Source organism: Amycolatopsis sp. BJA-103 (assembly GCF_002849735.1).
Classification (GTDB): Bacteria; Actinomycetota; Actinomycetes; order Mycobacteriales; family Pseudonocardiaceae; genus Amycolatopsis.
Window position 1 is genome coordinate 7,768,882 of the sequence record NZ_CP017780.1, and the last position, 17,630, is coordinate 7,786,511.

The 17,630-nt window shown below is 68.6% G+C and carries 15 protein-coding genes; 13 read left to right on the plus strand and 2 right to left on the minus strand.

Annotation, left to right across the window (positions count from 1 at the left end; genetic code table 11):
• The first annotated feature begins 59 nt into the window (after positions 1-59).
• The 9 genes from BKN51_RS34800 to BKN51_RS34840 all read left to right on the plus strand — a co-directional run bounded on the left by BKN51_RS34800 (position 60) and on the right by BKN51_RS34840 (position 9,157).
• On the plus strand, positions 60-1,550 hold the full coding sequence (locus BKN51_RS34800) for an ABC transporter substrate-binding protein (RefSeq protein ID WP_101611630.1): 1,491 nt from the start codon (positions 60-62) through the stop codon (positions 1,548-1,550).
• A complete protein-coding gene (locus tag BKN51_RS34805) occupies positions 1,547-2,491 on the plus strand; it encodes an ABC transporter permease (RefSeq protein ID WP_101611631.1) in 945 nt (314 codons plus the stop codon). The genes BKN51_RS34800 and BKN51_RS34805 overlap by 4 nt, the downstream gene beginning before the upstream one ends.
• The gene (locus tag BKN51_RS34810) at positions 2,491-3,303 is read left to right on the plus strand and encodes an ABC transporter permease (protein ID WP_168214460.1); all 813 of its coding nucleotides are present in this window, start codon (positions 2,491-2,493) and stop codon (positions 3,301-3,303) included. The genes BKN51_RS34805 and BKN51_RS34810 overlap by 1 nt, the downstream gene beginning before the upstream one ends.
• A complete protein-coding gene (locus BKN51_RS34815) occupies positions 3,300-4,046 on the plus strand; it encodes an ABC transporter ATP-binding protein (protein ID WP_101611632.1) in 747 nt (248 codons plus the stop codon). The genes BKN51_RS34810 and BKN51_RS34815 overlap by 4 nt, the downstream gene beginning before the upstream one ends.
• The gene (locus tag BKN51_RS34820) at positions 4,043-4,813 is read left to right on the plus strand and encodes an ABC transporter ATP-binding protein (RefSeq protein ID WP_174720488.1); all 771 of its coding nucleotides are present in this window, start codon (positions 4,043-4,045) and stop codon (positions 4,811-4,813) included. The genes BKN51_RS34815 and BKN51_RS34820 overlap by 4 nt, the downstream gene beginning before the upstream one ends.
• A complete protein-coding gene (locus tag BKN51_RS34825) occupies positions 4,806-6,227 on the plus strand; it encodes an aldehyde dehydrogenase family protein (protein ID WP_101611633.1) in 1,422 nt (473 codons plus the stop codon). The genes BKN51_RS34820 and BKN51_RS34825 overlap by 8 nt, the downstream gene beginning before the upstream one ends.
• Positions 6,224-6,982 carry an SDR family NAD(P)-dependent oxidoreductase gene (locus tag BKN51_RS34830; RefSeq protein WP_101611634.1) on the plus strand — a complete coding sequence of 253 codons (759 nt, stop codon included), beginning with the start codon at positions 6,224-6,226 and terminating at the stop codon, positions 6,980-6,982. Before BKN51_RS34825 ends, BKN51_RS34830 begins: the two co-directional genes overlap by 4 nt.
• A 12-nt stretch (positions 6,983-6,994) precedes the next feature.
• Complete coding sequence (locus tag BKN51_RS34835; protein ID WP_101611635.1) at positions 6,995-8,374, plus strand: amidase; 1,380 nt, start codon at positions 6,995-6,997, stop codon at positions 8,372-8,374.
• 219 nt (positions 8,375-8,593) lie between these two features.
• On the plus strand, positions 8,594-9,157 hold the full coding sequence (locus tag BKN51_RS34840) for a hypothetical protein (RefSeq protein WP_233223057.1): 564 nt from the start codon (positions 8,594-8,596) through the stop codon (positions 9,155-9,157).
• Between the two features lie 172 nt (positions 9,158-9,329).
• Here the strand turns inward: BKN51_RS34840 and BKN51_RS34845 are convergent, their stop codons facing one another.
• Both BKN51_RS34845 and BKN51_RS34850 read right to left on the minus strand, forming a co-directional pair.
• Entirely contained in the window at positions 9,330-10,184 is an 855-nt protein-coding gene (locus BKN51_RS34845; protein WP_101611636.1) for an HpcH/HpaI aldolase/citrate lyase family protein, read from the minus strand.
• Positions 10,181-11,251, minus strand: coding sequence for an HpcH/HpaI aldolase/citrate lyase family protein (locus BKN51_RS34850; protein WP_101611637.1), 1,071 nt, complete (start codon positions 11,249-11,251; stop codon positions 10,181-10,183). Before BKN51_RS34850 ends, BKN51_RS34845 begins: the two co-directional genes overlap by 4 nt.
• Before the next feature lie 118 nt (positions 11,252-11,369).
• Between BKN51_RS34850 and BKN51_RS34855 the strand changes: the two genes are divergently transcribed.
• The 4 genes from BKN51_RS34855 to BKN51_RS34870 all read left to right on the plus strand — a co-directional run bounded on the left by BKN51_RS34855 (position 11,370) and on the right by BKN51_RS34870 (position 17,593).
• Entirely contained in the window at positions 11,370-13,586 is a 2,217-nt protein-coding gene (locus BKN51_RS34855) for a protein kinase domain-containing protein (protein ID WP_101611638.1), read from the plus strand.
• Entirely contained in the window at positions 13,577-15,865 is a 2,289-nt protein-coding gene (locus tag BKN51_RS34860) for a protein kinase domain-containing protein (RefSeq protein WP_101611639.1), read from the plus strand. The genes BKN51_RS34855 and BKN51_RS34860 overlap by 10 nt, the downstream gene beginning before the upstream one ends.
• 352 nt (positions 15,866-16,217) lie before the next feature.
• Entirely contained in the window at positions 16,218-16,868 is a 651-nt protein-coding gene (locus BKN51_RS34865; protein ID WP_101611640.1) for a hypothetical protein, read from the plus strand.
• A gap of 74 nt (positions 16,869-16,942) precedes the next feature.
• Positions 16,943-17,593: an NAD(P)H-binding protein gene (locus BKN51_RS34870; RefSeq protein WP_101611641.1), complete on the plus strand. Its 651-nt coding sequence runs from the start codon at positions 16,943-16,945 to the stop codon at positions 17,591-17,593.
• The last annotated feature ends 37 nt before the right edge of the window (positions 17,594-17,630 follow it).

Below are 17,630 nucleotides of genomic sequence, written 5' to 3' on the forward strand. Positions count from 1 at the left end.
TTGACCCTGCCGTCTCGTCTGGTTTACTGGTCAGACCAGTCTACCGGTCAGGGGGCAGGATGAAAGTCCGGATCCACGCGGCGGCACTCGTGTTGCTGCTGGTGACGTCCGGCTGCTCGGCCGGTTCGAGTGCCACGGTCGCCAAGGATCCCGGCACCCTCGCGGTCGGCTACACCGCCGAACCCGCGAACTTCGACTTCACCCGCACCGACGGCGCCGCCATCCCGCAGGCCTTGCTCTACAACGTCTACGAGGGCCTGGTGAAACTCGACGCGGACGGGAAGATCGTGCCGCTGCTGGCCGAATCGTGGACCGTCTCGGCAGACCGCAAGACCTACGACTTCAAGCTGCGCAAGGACGCGAAGTTCAGCAACGGCGAGCCGTTCACGGCCGAGGACGTCAAGTTCTCCCTGATGCGCGTGAAGACCGAGTGGACCGTGTCGATCAAGTCCACAATGGACGTTGTCGACCGGGTCGACGTCGTCGCGCCGGACCACGCGCGGGTCGTGCTCACGAAACCCAGCAACGGCTGGCTGTTCAGCCTCACCAGCAGGCTCGGCGCGATGTTCAGCCCCACCGGCGTCGCGGATCTGGCGAACGAACCGATCGGCACCGGGCCGTTCACGGTGTCCTCGCGCAGGCGCGGCGATTCCATCGTGCTCAAGGAGAATCCGGCGTACTGGGGCCGGAAACCGGCGTACTCCACGGTGGTCCTCAAGTACATCAAGGATCCGACGGCGCTCAACAACGCCTTGCTCAGCAACGGCATCGACGTCATCTCCGCGATCACCGTGCCGGATTCGATCCCGCAGTTCCAGGGCGACGACCGCTTCACCGTCGTCGAGGGCACGACGAACAGCGAGGTCACGCTCGCGTTCAACAACGCCCGGCCGCCCTTGAACGACGTCCGCGTGCGGCGCGCGCTGTCCTACGCGATCGACCGGAAGGCGTTGCTGGACACGGCCTGGGCCGGGCGCGGCACGCTCATCGGCAGCATGGTCCCGCCGACGGATCCCTGGTACGAGGACCTGTCGAACGCGTATCCGTTCGACCCGGCGAAGGCGAAAGCGCTGCTCGCCGAAGCAGGGCAGCCGAATCCGTCGCTGCGGCTGCGGATCCCGAACCTGCCGTACGCCGTCTCGGCCGCGCAGGTGGTGACGTCGCAACTGGCGGACGTCGGCGTCACGGTGACGATCGAGCCGCTGGACTTCCCGGCGGTGTGGCTCAAACAGGTCTTCACCGACCGCGACTACGACCTCTCGATCATCCAGCACGTCGAGGCGCGCGACATCGTCACCTTCGGCAGGCCGAAGTACTACTGGGGTTACGACGGCAAGCCGGTCCAGCAGGACTTGGCGAAGGCCGACGCCGGAACACCCCAGGAGCAGGTCGACGCGATGCGGCGGGTCGCGCGGCAGCTTTCCGAAGACGCCGCGGCGGACTGGCTCTTCCTGTTCCCCAACGTGATCGTGGCGAAGGAGAAGGTGACCGGGTTCGTGCGCAACCAGGTCAGCGAGTCCTTCGACCTCACGGGATTGGCACCGCGATGACGGTCAAGATCGTGCGCCGTCTGGCGATCCTCGTGGCCAGCGTGCTGGTCGCGTCCCTCGTGGTGTTCCTGTTCATGGCCGTCCTGCCGGGTGATCCGGCGCAGGTCGCGCTCGGCGTCAACGCGACACCGGAGCTGATCGCGAAGACCCGCGCCGAATTCGGCATCGACCGGCCGTTGGTGACGCAGTACTTCGACTGGATCGGCGGGGTCCTGCACGGCGACTTCGGCCGCTCGTACGTCACCCGCGAGGAGATCGGGCCGGCGCTGACCGACCGGCTCGGTGTCACGTTGTGGCTGGTCGGGGCCGGGATGCTGGTGGCGCTGCTGATCGCCGTCCCGGCGGGGACGTTCGCCGCCGTGCGGCACCGGAAGGCCGGCGGCGCCGCGGTTTCCGGGCTCTCTCAGATCGGCGTCGCGATCCCCGCGTTCCTCGCGGGCATCATCCTCGTGCAGGTCTTCGCGGTGCAGTTGCGCTGGCTGCCTTCCGGTGGCTGGACGCCGCCGGTGCAGGATCCCGGCGAATTCCTCCGCGGTCTCGTCCTCCCGGCGCTGTCGCTGGGACTCGTGCAGGGCGCGGTGCTCACGCGCTACGTGCGGTCCGCGGTGCTCGACACGCTCGGGCAGGACTACCTGCGCACCGCGCGGTCCAAAGGACTCCGGCCGTTCCAGGCGTTGTTCCGGCACGGTCTGCGCAACGCCGCCGTGCCGGTGGTGACGGTGCTCGGCCTGCAACTGGCGACGCTGCTCATCGGTGCCGTCGTCGTCGAGCGCGTGTTCGTCCTGCCGGGGCTGGGCAGCATGCTGCTCGACTCGGTGGCGTCGCGGGATCTGCTGTCCGTGCAGGGGATCGTGCTGGTCCTGGTGGTCGGCGTGCTGCTGGTGAACTTCGTGGTCGACGTCCTCTACACGGTGCTCGACCCGAGATTGCGGGGTTCCTGATGCGCAATCGCAGTCTCGTGATCGGCGGTGTCCTGGTCGCGCTGATCGTGCTCGCCGCGCTTCTTTCGTTCGTGTGGACGCCGTTCGACCCGGTGCGGGTCGACGCGCCCAACCGGCTTCACGACTTCAGCGGCGCCAATCTCCTGGGCACGGACAGCTTCGGCCGCGACGTGCTCAGCCAGCTCATGGTCGGCGCGCGGACCACGCTGTACGTCGGCGTGGTCGCGGTCGGGATCGCCGCGCTGATCGGGACGCCGCTGGGCATCCTCGCCGGGATGTCTTCGCGGTGGCTCGGCGAATTCGTCATGCGCGTCAACGATCTCGTGCTCGCGTTCCCCGCTTTGCTGCTGGCGATCATGTTCGGCGCGGTGTTCGGGGCCGACACGCTCACCGCGATGGTGGCGATCGGCATCGCGACCATCCCGTCGTTCGCGCGGATCGCGCGGTCGGGAACGCTGCAGGTGATGAGCAGCGAATTCGTGCTGGCCGCGCGGTCGGCCGGTCGCTCGCGGCTGAACATCGCGGCGCGCCATGTGCTGCCGAACATCTCCGGAATGCTGATCGTGCAGGCGTCGGTGTCGTTCGCGATCGCGGTGCTCGCCGAAGCGGCGTTGTCGTTCCTCGGGTTCGGCACGCGGCCGCCGACGCCGTCGTGGGGCCGGATGCTGCAGGAATCCCAGGTGTTCCTGACCCTGCACCCGCGGCTCGCGCTCGTGCCCGGCGTCGCGATCGCCATCGCCGTCCTCGGGTTCAACCTGCTCGGTGACGGCCTCCGCGATCGTCTCGATCCCCGATTGGCGGCGCGGCTATGACCCTCGAAGTCCACGGTCTCGGCATCGGTGACCTGGTCCGCGGCGTCTCGTTCGACATCGCGCGTGGTGAGCGCGTCGGGTTGATCGGCGAGTCCGGTTCGGGGAAGTCGTTGACGGCGTTGTCGATCATGGGGCTGCTGCCCGAAGAACTCGCCGCGTCCGGTTCGGTGAAGCTCGACGGCCGCGAGTTGCTGACCGCGTCGGAGAAGGAACTGTCGCGGCTGCGCGGCAACGAACTGTCGATGGTGTTCCAGGAACCGATGACCGCGCTGAACCCGGCGATGCGGGTCGGCGCGCAGGTGGCCGAGCCGATGCGGATCCACCGCGATCGCGGGAATCACCGCGCTGCGGCGGAGGCGTTGCTGGATTCCGTCGGCCTGCCAGGGACTTTCCGCGCGTATCCGCATCAGCTGTCCGGCGGGCAGCGGCAACGCGTCGTCCTCGCGATCGCGCTGGCCAACGATCCGAAGCTGTTGATCTGCGACGAGCCGACGACCGCGCTGGACGTCACCGTGCAGGCGCAGATCCTCGAACTGATCCTCGACGGCATCCGCGAGCGGGAGAGCGCGCTGCTGTTCATCACGCACGACCTCGCCGTGGTGGCGTCGGTGTGCGAGCGGGTGCTCGTGATGCTGGACGGCGAGATCGTCGAGGCAGGCACCACCCGCGACGTCCTCACCGCGCCGAAGCACGAGTACACGCGGAAGCTTTTGGCCGCTTCGGACCTGGAGGCGAGCCGATGATGATCGAAGTCCGGGACCTCGAACGCCGCTATACGCGCCGCGATGTCCATGCGTTGCGCGGCGTTTCGTTCGACGTCGAGGCTGGTCAGCGCTTCGGGATCGTCGGCGAGTCGGGTTCGGGGAAGTCCACCTTGGTCCGATTGCTGGCCGCGTTGGACAAGCCGACGGCGGGCAGCGTCTCGTTCCAGGGCAAACGCGTCGACACCCTGCCCGAACGGAAACTCGGCTTCCTGCGATCGGAACTGCAGATCGTCTTCCAGGATCCGATGGGCTCGCTCGATCCGCGGATGCGGGTGCGCGACATCATCTCCGAGCCTTTGGGGCGCCGGGATCCAGCACGGGTTTCCGAGCTGTTGAAAGCCGTCGGCCTGCCCGAAGACGCCGCCGGCCGGTACCCGCACCAGTTCTCCGGCGGGCAACGGCAACGCATCTCGATCGCGCGGGCGCTCGCGCCGAATCCGAGCGTTCTCATCGCGGACGAACCGGTGAGCGCGCTCGACGTCTCGGTGCGGAAGCAGATCCTCGACCTGCTCGCGTCGCTGGTCGAGCTCTACTCGCTGACGCTGATCTTCGTCTCGCACGATCTCGGCGTGGTGCGGCACGTGTGCGACCGGGTCGCGGTCATGCGGCGCGGGGAGATCGTCGAGATGGGTGACGTCGACCAGGTCTACGACGCGCCGGAGCACGAATACACCAGGGAGTTGCTGGCGGCCGCGCCGAACCTGCGTGCCGAACTGACGAGGTTGCGGGGAGGCGACGATGCTTGAGTACCCGGAGGGACTGCCGATCGGCGACGGCTGGGTGTCCACTGTGGACACCGAGCCGGTGACGTTCCCGTACGACGGGAGCGAGATCGGCCGGGCGCCGGTCGGGACGCCGGAGCTGGCGACGCGGGCGATCGACGAAGCCGTCGCGGTGTTCAAGCAGGTCGCGGCCTTGCCTTCGCGTACCCGGCGCACGCTTTTGAACGACGTCGCCGCGGCTCTCGAAGCCCGCCGCGAGGACTTCGAGCGGCTGCTGGTCCTGGAGACCGGCAAGCCGCTGGTGGATTGCCGTGTCGAGGTCGCCCGCACGATCGTCACCTGGCAGGCCGCCGCCGAAGAGGTCTCGCGGCTGCACGGCGAGACAGTGCCCCTCGACTTGCTGCCGTCCGGCGACGGCCTGGTCGGATTCTGGAAACGCAAGCCGATCGGCGTCGTGGTCGGGATCGCCGGGTTCAACTATCCGCTGCTGCTGGCGTCGCACAAGATCGCGCCCGCCATCACCGCGGGCTGCCCGGTGGTGGTGAAACCCGCGCCGCAGACGCCGCTCGCGACGTTGTGGCTCGTGCACCTCGTGCGCTCGCTGACCGACCTGCCCGCGATGGTCCAGCTGGTCACCGGGGACGCGGCCGTCGGCTCGGCGCTGGTCACGGACCGGCGGGCGGGTGCGGTGTCGTTCACCGGCTCCGCGCTGGTCGGGCACCGGATCGCGCGCGACGCGGCGCCCACGAAGACGTTGCTGGAGCTGGGTTCCAATGCCGCGCTGGTGGTCGCGGAAGACGCCGATCTCGACGCGGCGGCGGACGCCGTGCTGCGTGGCGGGTTCTACGCGTCCGGCCAGGCATGCATCTCGGTGCAGCGGGTGCTTGTCGTCGACGCCGTCGCCGAGGAGTTCACCGAACGGGTGCTGGCCAGGCTCGGCGAGGTCGTCGCCGGTGATCCCCGCGACGAGAAGACGCGGGTCTCGGCGCTGATCGACCCGGGATCGACCAGGCGCGTCCAGGAGTGGGTCGGCAAGGCGACTTCGGCGGGGGCGCGGCTGTTCGGTGGCGGTGTCGACGGCACCGTGCTGCGGCCGACGGTGCTGCTCGACGTGCCCGACGGCCTCGAATGCTGGGACGAGGAGATCTTCGGCCCGGTCGTCTGTGTCCGTCGCGTGGCAGGAGTGGACGAAGCGTTCGATGCGGTCAACGCGTCGCGCTACGGCCTGCACGCTTCTGTGTTCAGCACGTCCTTGAAGACCGCGTTCCGTGCGCTCGACGAGCTCGACGTCGGCGGCGTGGTGGTCAACGAGGTGCCCGGTTTCCGGTCCGACACCATGCCGTACGGCGGCGTGAAGGACTCCGGGATCGGGCGGGAAGGGCCGCGGTTCGCGGTCGAAGAACTGACCGTGACGAGGATGGCGGTGCTGCGACCTTGAGTTACGACAACCTGTTCCGGCTCGACGGACGGCGGGCCGTGGTGCTCGGCGGAGGAAGCGGGATCGGTCGCGAAGCCGCGAAGGCGCTGGCCGCGCACGGTGCCGAAGTGATCGTCGCGGACCGCGACGTCGCCGCGGCCAAGGAGACCGGCGCGGGGGAGGCGTACGAGATCGACCTGCTCGACTCCGGCGCTGCCGCACGGGCGGCCGCGGAACTCGGCGAGCTCGACGTCGTCGTGCTGACCGCCGCGACCAACGTGCGCAAACGGCTGCTGGAGTACTCGCGCGAAGAATTCGACCGGGTGATCGCCTTGAACCTCGGCGCGACCTTCGAGGTCGTCCGCGCGTTCGGTGCGGGGATGGTCGAGCGAGGGCGGGGAAGCATCATCGGGTTCTCCTCGATCCGCGGCACGACCGTCGAGCCCGGTCAGGGGCCGTACGCGGCGACGAAAGCCGGTCTCGTCCAGCTCTTCCGCACGGCCGCGGCGGAATTCGGCCCGGCGGGGGTGCGGGTCAACGCGATCGCGCCCGGCGTCGTCGAAACCCCGCTCACCGCGCAGATCAAGGCGAATCCGGCCTGGTACGACGCCTACGCGACCAAGGGCGCTCTCGGCCGCTGGGCGCGCCCGGACGAACTCGCGGGCGCCGTCGTCTACCTCGCCTCGGACGCGTCGTCGTTCGTGACCGGCTCCGTGCTGGCGGTGGACGGCGGCTGGACCGCGGTCGACGGTCGCTTCGAACCGCCCGCGACGTAAGGAGCCTTTGCCGTGCCGGAGTTGCCCGATCTGACCGCCGTCGAACTGGTCGCCGAGTACCGCGCGAAAACCCTGTCGCCGGTCGAGGTCACCGAAGCGGTCCTCGCCCGTGTCGAGGCGAGAGAACCCGAACTGCACGCGCTCTACGCGTACGACCCGAGCGGCGCACGTGAAGACGCGAAGGCGTCCGAAAGCCGCTGGCACGCCGGGGAACCGCTCGGCCCCATCGACGGCGTTCCCTTGACGCTCAAGGAAAACATCGCGACCCGCGGTACGCCGGTCCCGCTCGGCACGGCCGCTTCTTCGCTGGTCCCCGCGCCCGAAGACGCCCCGGCGGGAGCCCGCGTGCGCGAGTCCGGCGGTGTCCTGTTGGGCAAGACGACGATGCCGGACTACGGGATGCTGACGTCCGGGCTGTCGAGTTTCCACACCGCGTCGCGGAATCCGTGGGACACCACGCGTACGCCCGGTGGTTCCAGCGCCGGTGCCGGTTCGGCGGCCGCCGCGGGTTACGGCCCGCTGCACGTCGGTACCGACATCGGCGGCTCGATCCGGCTGCCCGCCGGATGGTGCGGCCTGGTCGGGCTGAAGCCGAGTTTCGGCCGGGTGCCGGTGGATCCGCCGTTCCTCGGCCGCGTCGCCGGGCCGATGACGCGGACCGTCGCCGACACCGCGCTGCTGATGAGCGTTCTGTCCGGTGTGGACGGTCGCGATCACCTTTCGCTGCCGCCGTCGTCGATCGACTGGACTTCGCTGTCGGCCGACGTCAAAGGCCTGCGGATCGGACTGCACCTGGATCCGGGCGTCGGACTCCCGGTCTCGCCCGAGACGATCAGCGCCGTCACCGAAGCCGCGCGGCTGTTCGAAACCGCGGGCGCGGTGGTGGAGCCGGTTTCCCCGTTCCTGCGCCGCGAAATGCTCGACGGGCTCGACACCTTCTGGCGCGTCCGCGCCTGGTCGGACATGTCGGTGCTGCCCGAGGAGCGCCGCGCGAAGGTCTTGCCGTACATCGCCGACTGGGCCGCCGGCGGCGCTGACGTCAGCGGTGTCGAGGCCTATCGCGGCTTCGCGCAGATCGACGCCATCGCCGTCGCGACCCTGCGCGAGACCGAACGCTTCGACGTCGTCCTGTCACCGACCTGCCCGGTCTCGGCCCCGCCCGCCGAGTGGCCTTCGCCGACCAACGACCCGCGCCGCCCGTTCGAGCACATCGCGTTCACCGTGCCGTACAACATGTCCGGCCAGCCCGCGGTCTCGATCAACTGCGGCCACACGAGCGACGACCAGCCCATCGGCCTCCAGATCAGCGGCCGCCGCTTCGCCGACCTCGACGTCCTTCGCGCCGCTGCCGCCTACGAAACCCTTCGCCCCACTCCGCGCCCCTGGCCCTGACCGCGTTTCGTCCTCTAGTTGCGGTCCTTGCCCGCGCAACGACCGCAACTAGAGGACGCAACGCGGTCAGGTGCCGATCCGGCGGCACAACGCTCTGCTCATCTTTGCCTTGCCTGTCGGCAACAGAAAAGATCAAAGCCCCGGTGACATGACCAGCAGGTCAGGGGCCATCCGGGGCTATTCGCTGACAAGCATAACAGATTCGCCGACCACTTGAGAGTGACAGCGAATCCCTCATCGGGGAGCTACGAGCATGACGAGCGCTGGTGCGGGGACTGGATCGAAACCTGGCTGTCGAGGCCAAGGTTCGAGGTCTACCTGCGAGCGGCGAACCAGGATCGAGCGCTGGCCGTGCGCTTGTACGAATGGAACACGGCGGTATCCGCGGCGTTCCATCACGACCTGTCGCACTTGGAAGTCGCCTTGCGCAACACCTATGACCGGGCACTGGGTCACGCAGTCGAGGCGGGGAGGCCGCACTGGGTCTTCCAAGCGACGGTGATCTTCCCGACGCGGTGGCAGAAGGCCGCGAACGGCACGCGGTACGACGTCAACGAGACAAGCCGAAGGCTGCTTGCCGAAGCCATCAAGAACGCGACCCCGAAGGTCAAGCACCCCTGCGGTTCGGAAAAGCGACCGTCGCCCGGGAAGGTGATCGCCGAACTCAGCTTCGGCTTCTGGCGATACCTGTCCGCGAGACGTCATCACGACCCGCTGTGGATTCCGTACCTGCACCTGGCTTTCGTGCCGGTACCGATCGCCGTGACGTCGACAGGCACGTAGAGCGCCTGCACCGGCTTCGCAACCGCGTCGCTCACCACGAGCCGCTGCTCGCTGTCGACCTGCGGGGGCACTGGGAGGACGTCCGAAGTCTCGCCCTTCTGATCTCCCCGCAGGTCGCCGCCTACATCACGGCCAACAGTTCGTGTTCGCGGCTGTTGGCCACACGTCCCTGCTAGTCACCGATCGCCTCGGCGAGCGCCAGGATCCGCCGCGCGTTGTCCACGTGCAGGTTCTCGATCATCCGCCCGTCCACGGTCACGACGCCCTGCCCGGCCGCCTTGGCCTCTTCGAACGCCGAGATGATCTTGCGCGACCGCTCGATCTCCTCCTTGGACGGCGCGAAGATCCGGTTGCACGGCTCCAGTTGCGCCGGGTGGATCAACGTCTTGCCGTCGAAGCCGAACTGGCGCCCCTGCAGGCACTCCGCCTCGAAACCTTCGAGGTCCTTCACGTCGTTGTAGACGCCGTCGAGGATCGCCTTGCCGGTCGCCCGCGCGGCCAGCAGCGCCAGCGAAAGCCCGCCCAGCAGCGGCGCCCGGCCGGGGACGAACTCGGCGTGCAGCTCCTTCGCCAGGTCGTTCGTGCCCATCACCAGCACGGTCAGCCGCTCGGACGCCGAAGCGATCTCCTCTGCGTGCAGCATCGCGACCGGGGTTTCGACCATCGCCCAGATCTTCGTGTGCTCCGGCGCGCCGCCGAGTTCCAGCGCGCGCTCGATGTTGTGCACTTCGGCCGCGGAGTTCACCTTCGGCACCACGATCGCGGCCGGGCCCGCCTGCGCGGCGGCGCGGAGGTCTGCGTCGTGCCATTCGGTGTCGAGGCCGTTGACGCGGATGGTCACCTCGCGCTCGCCGTACTCCTTCGACGACGCGGCGGCGCAGACCCGCTCACGAGCGGCTTCCTTCGCGTCGGGCGCGACGGCGTCTTCGAGGTCGAGGATGAGCGCGTCGGCGTCGAGCGTCTTCGCCTTTTCCAGCGCTCTTTCGTTGGCGCCCGGCATGTAGAGGACGGAACGTCGGGGATTCATGCTTGAGCCTCCTGAGTGGCCGCGTCGTAGGCGGCGGCGAGTTCGGGGTCGTCGGCGGCCAGGGCGTCGGCGAGTTCGGCGACCACCCGGCACTGCTTCACCGAGGCGTCGTCCTGCATCTTCCCGTCGATCATCACGGCGCCGGTGCCGTCACCCATCGCGGCGATCACGCGCCGCGCCCAAGCCACGTCTTCAGGGGAAGGCGAGAACACCTTCTTGGCGATGTCGATCTGCACCGGGTGCAGGCTCCAGGCACCCACGCAGCCGAGCAGGAACGCGTTGCGGAACTGGTCTTCGCAGGCCACGACGTCGCGGATGTCGCCGAACGGCCCGTAGAACGGCAGGATCCCGTTCGCCGCGCAGGCGTCGACCATCCGCGCGACCGTGTAGTGCCAGAGGTCCTGCTGATACGTCGTGCGTCCCTCGTTCAGATCCTCGCCGGTCGGGTCGGTGCGCACCAGGTAGCCGGGGTGCCCGCCACCCACCCGGGTGGTCTTCATCCGGCGGCTGGCGGCGAGGTCGGCCGGGCCGAGCGAGATGCCCTGCATCCGCGGGCTCGCGCCGGCGATCTCCTCGACGTTCGCGACACCGCTGGCGGTCTCCAGGATCGCGTGCACCAGCAGCGGTTTCGTCAGGCCCGCCCGCGCTTCGAGCTGCGCGAGCAGCCTGTCGACGTAGTGGATGTCCTGAGCGCCTTCGACCTTCGGCACCATGATCACGTCGAGCTTGTCGCCGATCTCGGTGACCAGCGTGATCAGGTCGTCGAGCACCCACGGCGAGTCGAGGCTGTTGACGCGGGTCCACAGCTGCGTCTTGCCGAAGTCGGTCGCCTTCGCGATGGCGACGAGCCCGTTCCGCGCGGCCTCCTTGCGGTCGGCGCGCACGGCGTCCTCGAGATTCCCGAGCAGGACGTCGACCTTCTTGGCGAGGTCCGGGACCTTGGCCGCCATCTTTTCGTTGCTGGGGTCGAAGAAGTGGATCATCCGCGAAGGAGGCACGGGGATCTGGCGGAGCGGTTCCGGCGCCCCCACCGCGAGCGGGGCGAAGAAATCCTTCGGCGAACGCATCGTTCCTCCATCGCAACGGGCTAAGTGACCGACGAGTAACCCTAAACCCGGAAGGCGGGGAACCGCTGCGGCGCAGCTCACCTCCAAGGGGACACGATCGGGAATCGCGGAGGAATCTGTGGACGACTGGGCCTTGCCGGGTTTCACCGAGATGGGGTCGCTGGGCGAAGGTGGGTTCGGGCGTGTCGTACTGGCACGCCACGACGAATCCGCCCAGGTCGTGGCCATCAAATACCTGTACACACGGTTCGCGGCCGACCCGCAAAGGCTGGCCGAGTTCCGTCATGAGGCGCAGGTCCTGAACCGCGTTTCGGGGCCTCACATCGCCCGTCTGCACCAGTTCGTGGAGACCCCACAAGGTGCCGCCATCATCATGGAAGCGGTTCACGGAATCTCCCTGAAAGAGATCCTCGGCCGCCAGGAGAAGCTCGAGCCCGAAGCCGCGCTGGCCATCCTCAAGGGCTCGCTGCTCGGCCTCGCCGGCGCTCACGCCGCGGGGACCGTCCACCGCGACTACAAACCGGCCAATGTCCTGGTCACCCGAGAGGGTCAGAGCAAGCTCGTCGACTTCGGTATCGCCGTGCTCGCCGGGCAGACCGGGGTCGCCGCGGGCACGCCCGCGTACATGGCGCCCGAGCAGTGGTCGGGCGGGATCGCCACCCCCGCGACCGACGTCTATGCCGCGACCTGCGTGTTCTTCCAGTGCGTCGCCGGGCACAAGCCGTATGAGGCCGAACAGACCGAAGTGCTGCGCACGCTGCACGAATACGCGCCGATCCCGTTCGGCGAGGTTCCCGAACCGGTCCGCGACCTCATCGCGCGCGGCATGGCGAAGGACGTCGCCCAGCGGCCGTCGGGCGCGGCCGAGTTCGTCACCGAACTGGAGTCGTCCGCGAGGAAGGCGTACGGCGACGACTGGGAGCGCAACGGCTGGCACTGGCTCGCCAAGGGCGCCGGTGTCCTGGTCGCCCTGTCCCCGCTGGCCCTGCTCGGAGCCGGGACCGCCGCCGCGCCGGTCATCGCGGGCGGCGCGGCGGGCGGTGTCGCGGCGACCACCGGCGGCGGGATCGCGCTCGGCCTCAAGGTGACCGCCGCGATCGCCGCCGTCACCGCGGCCGCCGTCGGCACGGTCGTGGTGGTCAACTCCGGCGGCGACGACCCGGCGCCGCCGATCACGACGACGCTCGCCGCGCTGAAGGTCGACCTGCTCACCCGGACCGAGAAGCTCGACGGCTTCGACTACAACGGCAAGTACGTCCGGATCAGCGGGCTGAAGGACAAGGTTGTGGAGGAACGGGTCAACAAGGCGCTGATGGCGCCGATCGACGACTGGCTCACCACCCTCTGGTCACCGGGCAACCCGCCGGAGAAGGAGCCCGACGGCGACATCCCGCACATGTCCACCACGGCCGAGGTCCTGCGTCAGGACGACAAGCTGCTTTCGGTCGTCTACGAACGCTCGGTCGAAACGGTGCAGCTCGGGAACCACGGCCCCTACGACGTCCGCACCCTCGTGATCGACCTGTCCGGCGGTGACGTGATCTCGACCGCGAATCTGTTCGACGACGTCGAGGGCAACGCCGAGCGGATGCTGAAACTGGAAAACACGTTCTACGCCTCGGCCAAACCGGGTGAGTGCTTCTCCGAGCCGCCGTCGCGGCCGGAGCATCTTCCCGTCCGGTCGATGTCGGGTCCGAACGCCGAAGACAGGGCGATCGTGCAAGCGGCACCCGCGACGAGCGGGATGGTCTTCTACGTCAGCGCTTACGTGCTCGGGTACGCGATGGCCTGCAGCCCGACGACGGTCACCGTCCCCTACGACCGGCTGGTCGATCTGCTGAGTCCCAAGGCCAAGAAGCTGCTGGGCGACACACCGGCGCAACGGACCAAAGAGGACAACGTCGGCGCCTTCACCATCACCACGCCGGAAAAATGGAAGCTGCTGGCCGGTGCGACACCCGAGCGCCGGCTGGTGACCGCCGATCAGTGCACGGGTGCGCAGTGCGCGAGCGTCCTTTTCAGCGACAACTCGCGGGTCGACCCGGCCACTCCGGCGTATGAACCGGGCAGGCCGTACAACCGCTCGACCGGTCCGCGTCCGTGTTCTTCCATCGGGGCACCCGGCGAAACGCAGGGCTCGCCCGTCCTGGAGAAGAAGGAGCTCCGGCCGATCGGGACGAAGAAGGCCGCCTACGAGGAATGGCGGCTCACGTGCTCCGGAGGCGGGATCGTTACCCAGCGGGTGTGGTTCCTGCCGAAAACGCAGCTCGTGGTCGTCGACGAGTGGAACACTCCAGGTCTCGACAAGATTCTGGAAGAGGCACGGTGGCCGTGAACATCAACGAGGCGAGCGATGAGTGGAGGCTGCCCGGCTTCACCGAGCTGGAGCAGCTCGGCACGGGCACCTTCGGCCGCGTGGTGCTCGCGCGCCAGGACAACACCGGCCACGTCGTCGCGGTCAAGTACCTCTTCTCCCGCTTCGCCACCGACCCCGCGTATTTGAGCGCGTTCCGCCAGGAGGCGCTGGCGCTGCACCGGGTGTCGAGCCCGCATGTCGTGAAGCTGTACGAGTTCTTCGAGACGCCGCAGGGCGCGGCGATCGTGATGGAGGCGATCAACGGCGTCTCGCTGCGGTCGGTGCTGCAGGCCGAAGGCGCCCTCGAACCCGAAGCCGCGCTCGCGGTGCTCAAGGGTTCGTTGCTCGGGCTGGCCGCGGCGCACTCCGCCAACGTCGTCCACCGGGACTACAAACCGGGCAACGTCCTCGTCGCCGGCACCGGCGAGAGCAAACTCGTCGACTTCGGCACGGCCGTCCTCGCCGGTGAACGGGGTCCGGCCGTCGGCACCCCGGCGTACATGGCGCCCGAGCAGTGGTCAGGCGGGCAGTCCACCCCGGCCACCGACGTCTACGCCGCGACCTGCGTGTTCTTCCAGTGCGTCGCCGGGCATCGGCCGTATCAGGCCGACGACACCGAAGTGCTGCGCACGCTGCACGAACACGCGCCGATCCCGTTCGGTGAAGTACCTCAGCCGGTGCACGAGATCGTCGCGTTGGGGATGGCGAAGGAGCCGTCGAAACGGCCGGTCGACGCGCTCATGTTCGTCGCGGAGCTGGAACGCGTCGCCCGGGCGGGTTACGGCGACGACTGGGAGCGCAAGGGCTGGTCACGGCTGGCGAAGGCGACCGGCGTCCTCGTCGCGGTGACTCCGCTGGCCCTGCTCGGTGCCGGGACGGCGGCCGCACCCGGGGTCGCCGCCGCCGGAACGGGCGCGGTGGCCGCGTCGACCGGCGGGATCGCGGCCGGGCTGAAGATCGCCGTCGGCGTCGTCGCGGCGACGGCCGCGGTGGTCGGCTCGGTGGTCGTCTTCTCCGACCCGAGCAGTCCGCCGCCGCAGTCGCCGCCGACCAGTCAGCAGGCCGTCGCGCTCAAGGTCGCGATGAAGACCCGCACCGGACCGGTGCCCGGCACCACCCTCCAGTTCCAAGGGCAGTATCCGGAGGTGACCGGCGGACCCGACCAGGCCTGGTCGAAACGGGTCAACGACGCCTTGACCGCGCCGATCGACGAGTGGAACCGGGAGACGGGACCGGGCGCGGCGGAGCTGGCGGCCGAGCACGGAGGCGGCCCCTACGTGCTCACCACCAAGGTCGAGGTGCGGATGCAGACCGAGAAGTACCTCTCGGTGCGCTACGAACACGGCCTCGAAAACGCTCCGCATCCGACTTGGAACATGGGCCGCTCCGCCGTGTTGATCGACCTCACCGGCGGTAACCCCGTCGCGCCCGCGGATCTGTTCCGCCCCGGGATGTTCTCGGATCAGGGGATGCTGGCGCTCAGCGACCTGCTCTGGCCCGATCACGATCAAGGGTGCGGACTGAAGACCTGGACCCCGATCAAGCCCGCCGACCTGGCCGGGCCGGGGGAACGCAAGGTGTTCCCCACCTTCACGCCCGCCGAGGTCGAGCTCACGATCAACTTCAACCGGCTCGGTTTCGAGACCGCCTGCGGCGTCCAGACGATGACGCTCCCGTACGACCGGCTGTCCGATCTCCTGAACCCCGAACTCGTCGCGGGGCTGACCGGTGGAAAGACCGCGAAGGGGACTTCGGCGCCGCCACCCGCGCAAGGACTCACCGACGTCTCGGTCGGCGCGCTGACGCTGCACCTGCCGTCGGGCTGGTCCGTCCAGGCGCAAGGGCTGGAGAAGGTGATCGTCGCCCCGGGCTGCCCGGACCCGAAGAAGTACTTCAACTGCAAGTACGTCCTGGTCACGGACAACGCGCAGGAATCGGCGGAGCAGCCAGCCTACCGGCCGGGCGAGTTCTACCGGCGCAGCGCGGGCGGCCGGGCTTGCAACGCCGCCGGGCGCAAGGACCTCCGCCAAGAGGGTGACGCGGCGAAGACGACTTCCGCCACCGCACCGGTGGGCGGGGCGACGGCGGCCTACGAGGAGTGGACGATCCAGTGTGTTCCTCGTGGACAGACGGGGGGAAGCGGCGACGCTCGAGTGACCCAGCGGATCTGGTTCGTTGCGGACAGGCAAATCGCGGTGATGGACGAGTGGCGGACACCGGGCGTCGAGGAACTGCTCCGCACCGCGACGGTCTCATGACCTTGACCTGCGAGGGTCCACAGTGGAATGACCATTCACTGGGCTGAATGGACCAGCACTTTGCTTCCGTTGCCTCGCCAGTGTTCGGTGGTGGGCACTCCATACCCGTGACCGTTCGGAGACGCCGGGTAACACCACTTACCTCGTTCTCACTCGGTTGGCGGCACGGTCGGACTGAAGTCCGACGACCGCCTACCGACCGGTCACCGATGACAAGGCGCCGTCGATCGCAGCCACTCGCCTTGTCCGGCGCCCCCGCGTCCCCGCCCTGTTAGACAGGTCATGTGCCGCTTCCACCGAGGTGGCACGGGATGAAGAGCCTTAGGGAAACCAGGTTCGAAGGAGGCGGAACGTGGCGGCTACACCGAATATGGAGAGCTCGACGGTCGCCGGTGGCGCGAAGCGCAGCCGGTCACTGCCGAGCCGGGTGGTGCCGCCGATCGAACTGCCCGCGAGCGTCGAGGAGCTTTCACGCAAGGCCGCCGCCCTGCTCGGCTGGAACGGCATCGTGTTGCCGGAGACCACCGTGCTCGGCCGCAAGATCTGCGTGGTCGCCCGGCTCCGTACCGACGTGCACGCGGAGCGCATCGCGATGGGCATGGGTCCCGTCGTCGATCGCGCCACCGTCGACACCTGGACTTGGCCAGAGCTGGCCGCGACCGCACCCGCGCCGGCCGCCGAGATCATCGGCGTCCTCGCGGTCGCCCGGCACTGGCGCACCGCGATGGCCTCCGCGGTCCCGTTCGCGAGGTACGGCGAGGCCGCGATGGTGCTCCCATCGCCAGCCGTACTGACGGAAGACTACGTCGGCAACTGCCTGCCGCGTGCCCGCGCCTACGGGCTGGCCATCGTCGCCGCCGACCCCAACGCGGTGACCGACCTCGACCTCGAGGGCCACAACGAGCGCATGATCCTGGAAGAGGACCCGGTCTCGCGCCTGGTCAACGAGATCGTCTACGACCAGCTGCTGCGCGGCACCGAGGCTCCTGCCGAAGTCGAGTAAACGCATTACTCCATCCATGCCCCCGCCACCACCCTCAACGGAGAAGCTCCGCTCCGCTGTGGTGTCCTAAGAGTATGCGAGTAGTCATTGCGGGTGGACACGGACAGATCGCGCTGAAGCTGGAGAAACTCCTCGCCGAGCGTGGTGATCAGGCGGTCGGCATCGTGCGCAATCCCGATCACGTCGCCGACCTCGAGGCGATCGGCGCCGAAGCCGTCGTCCTCGACCTGGAAAAGTCCGATGTGGACGCCGTGGCCAAGGTGCTCGCCGGTGCCGACGCGGCGATCTTCGCCGCGGGCGCCGGGCCGGGCAGCGGTACGGATCGCAAGGACACTGTGGACAGGGCCGCCGCGGCACTCTTCGCGGCGGCCTCCGAGCAGGCGGGCGTACGGCGGCACATCCAGGTCGGTTCCATCAATGCCGACGTATGGGAGACCGCGGACGTCCCGGACGATTTCCGGCTGTACCTCAAAGCCAAGAAAGCGGCCGAGGACGATCTACGTGCCCGTGATCTCGATTGGACGATCCTGCGCCCGGGACAGCTCACGAACGACGAAGGCACCGGCGAGATCCTGATCGCCGAATCCACCGAGCGCGGTCCCATTCCCCGGCAGGACGTCGCCGCGATCCTCGTCGCGCTGCTCGACGATCCGTCGACGGCGGGACGTGTCCTCACCGCGATCTCGGGTGATACTCCTATCTCTCAGGCTGTTTCCGCTCTGTGAAGCTCTAGTGTGTGGACGTAATCCGTCAGTTAAGTGA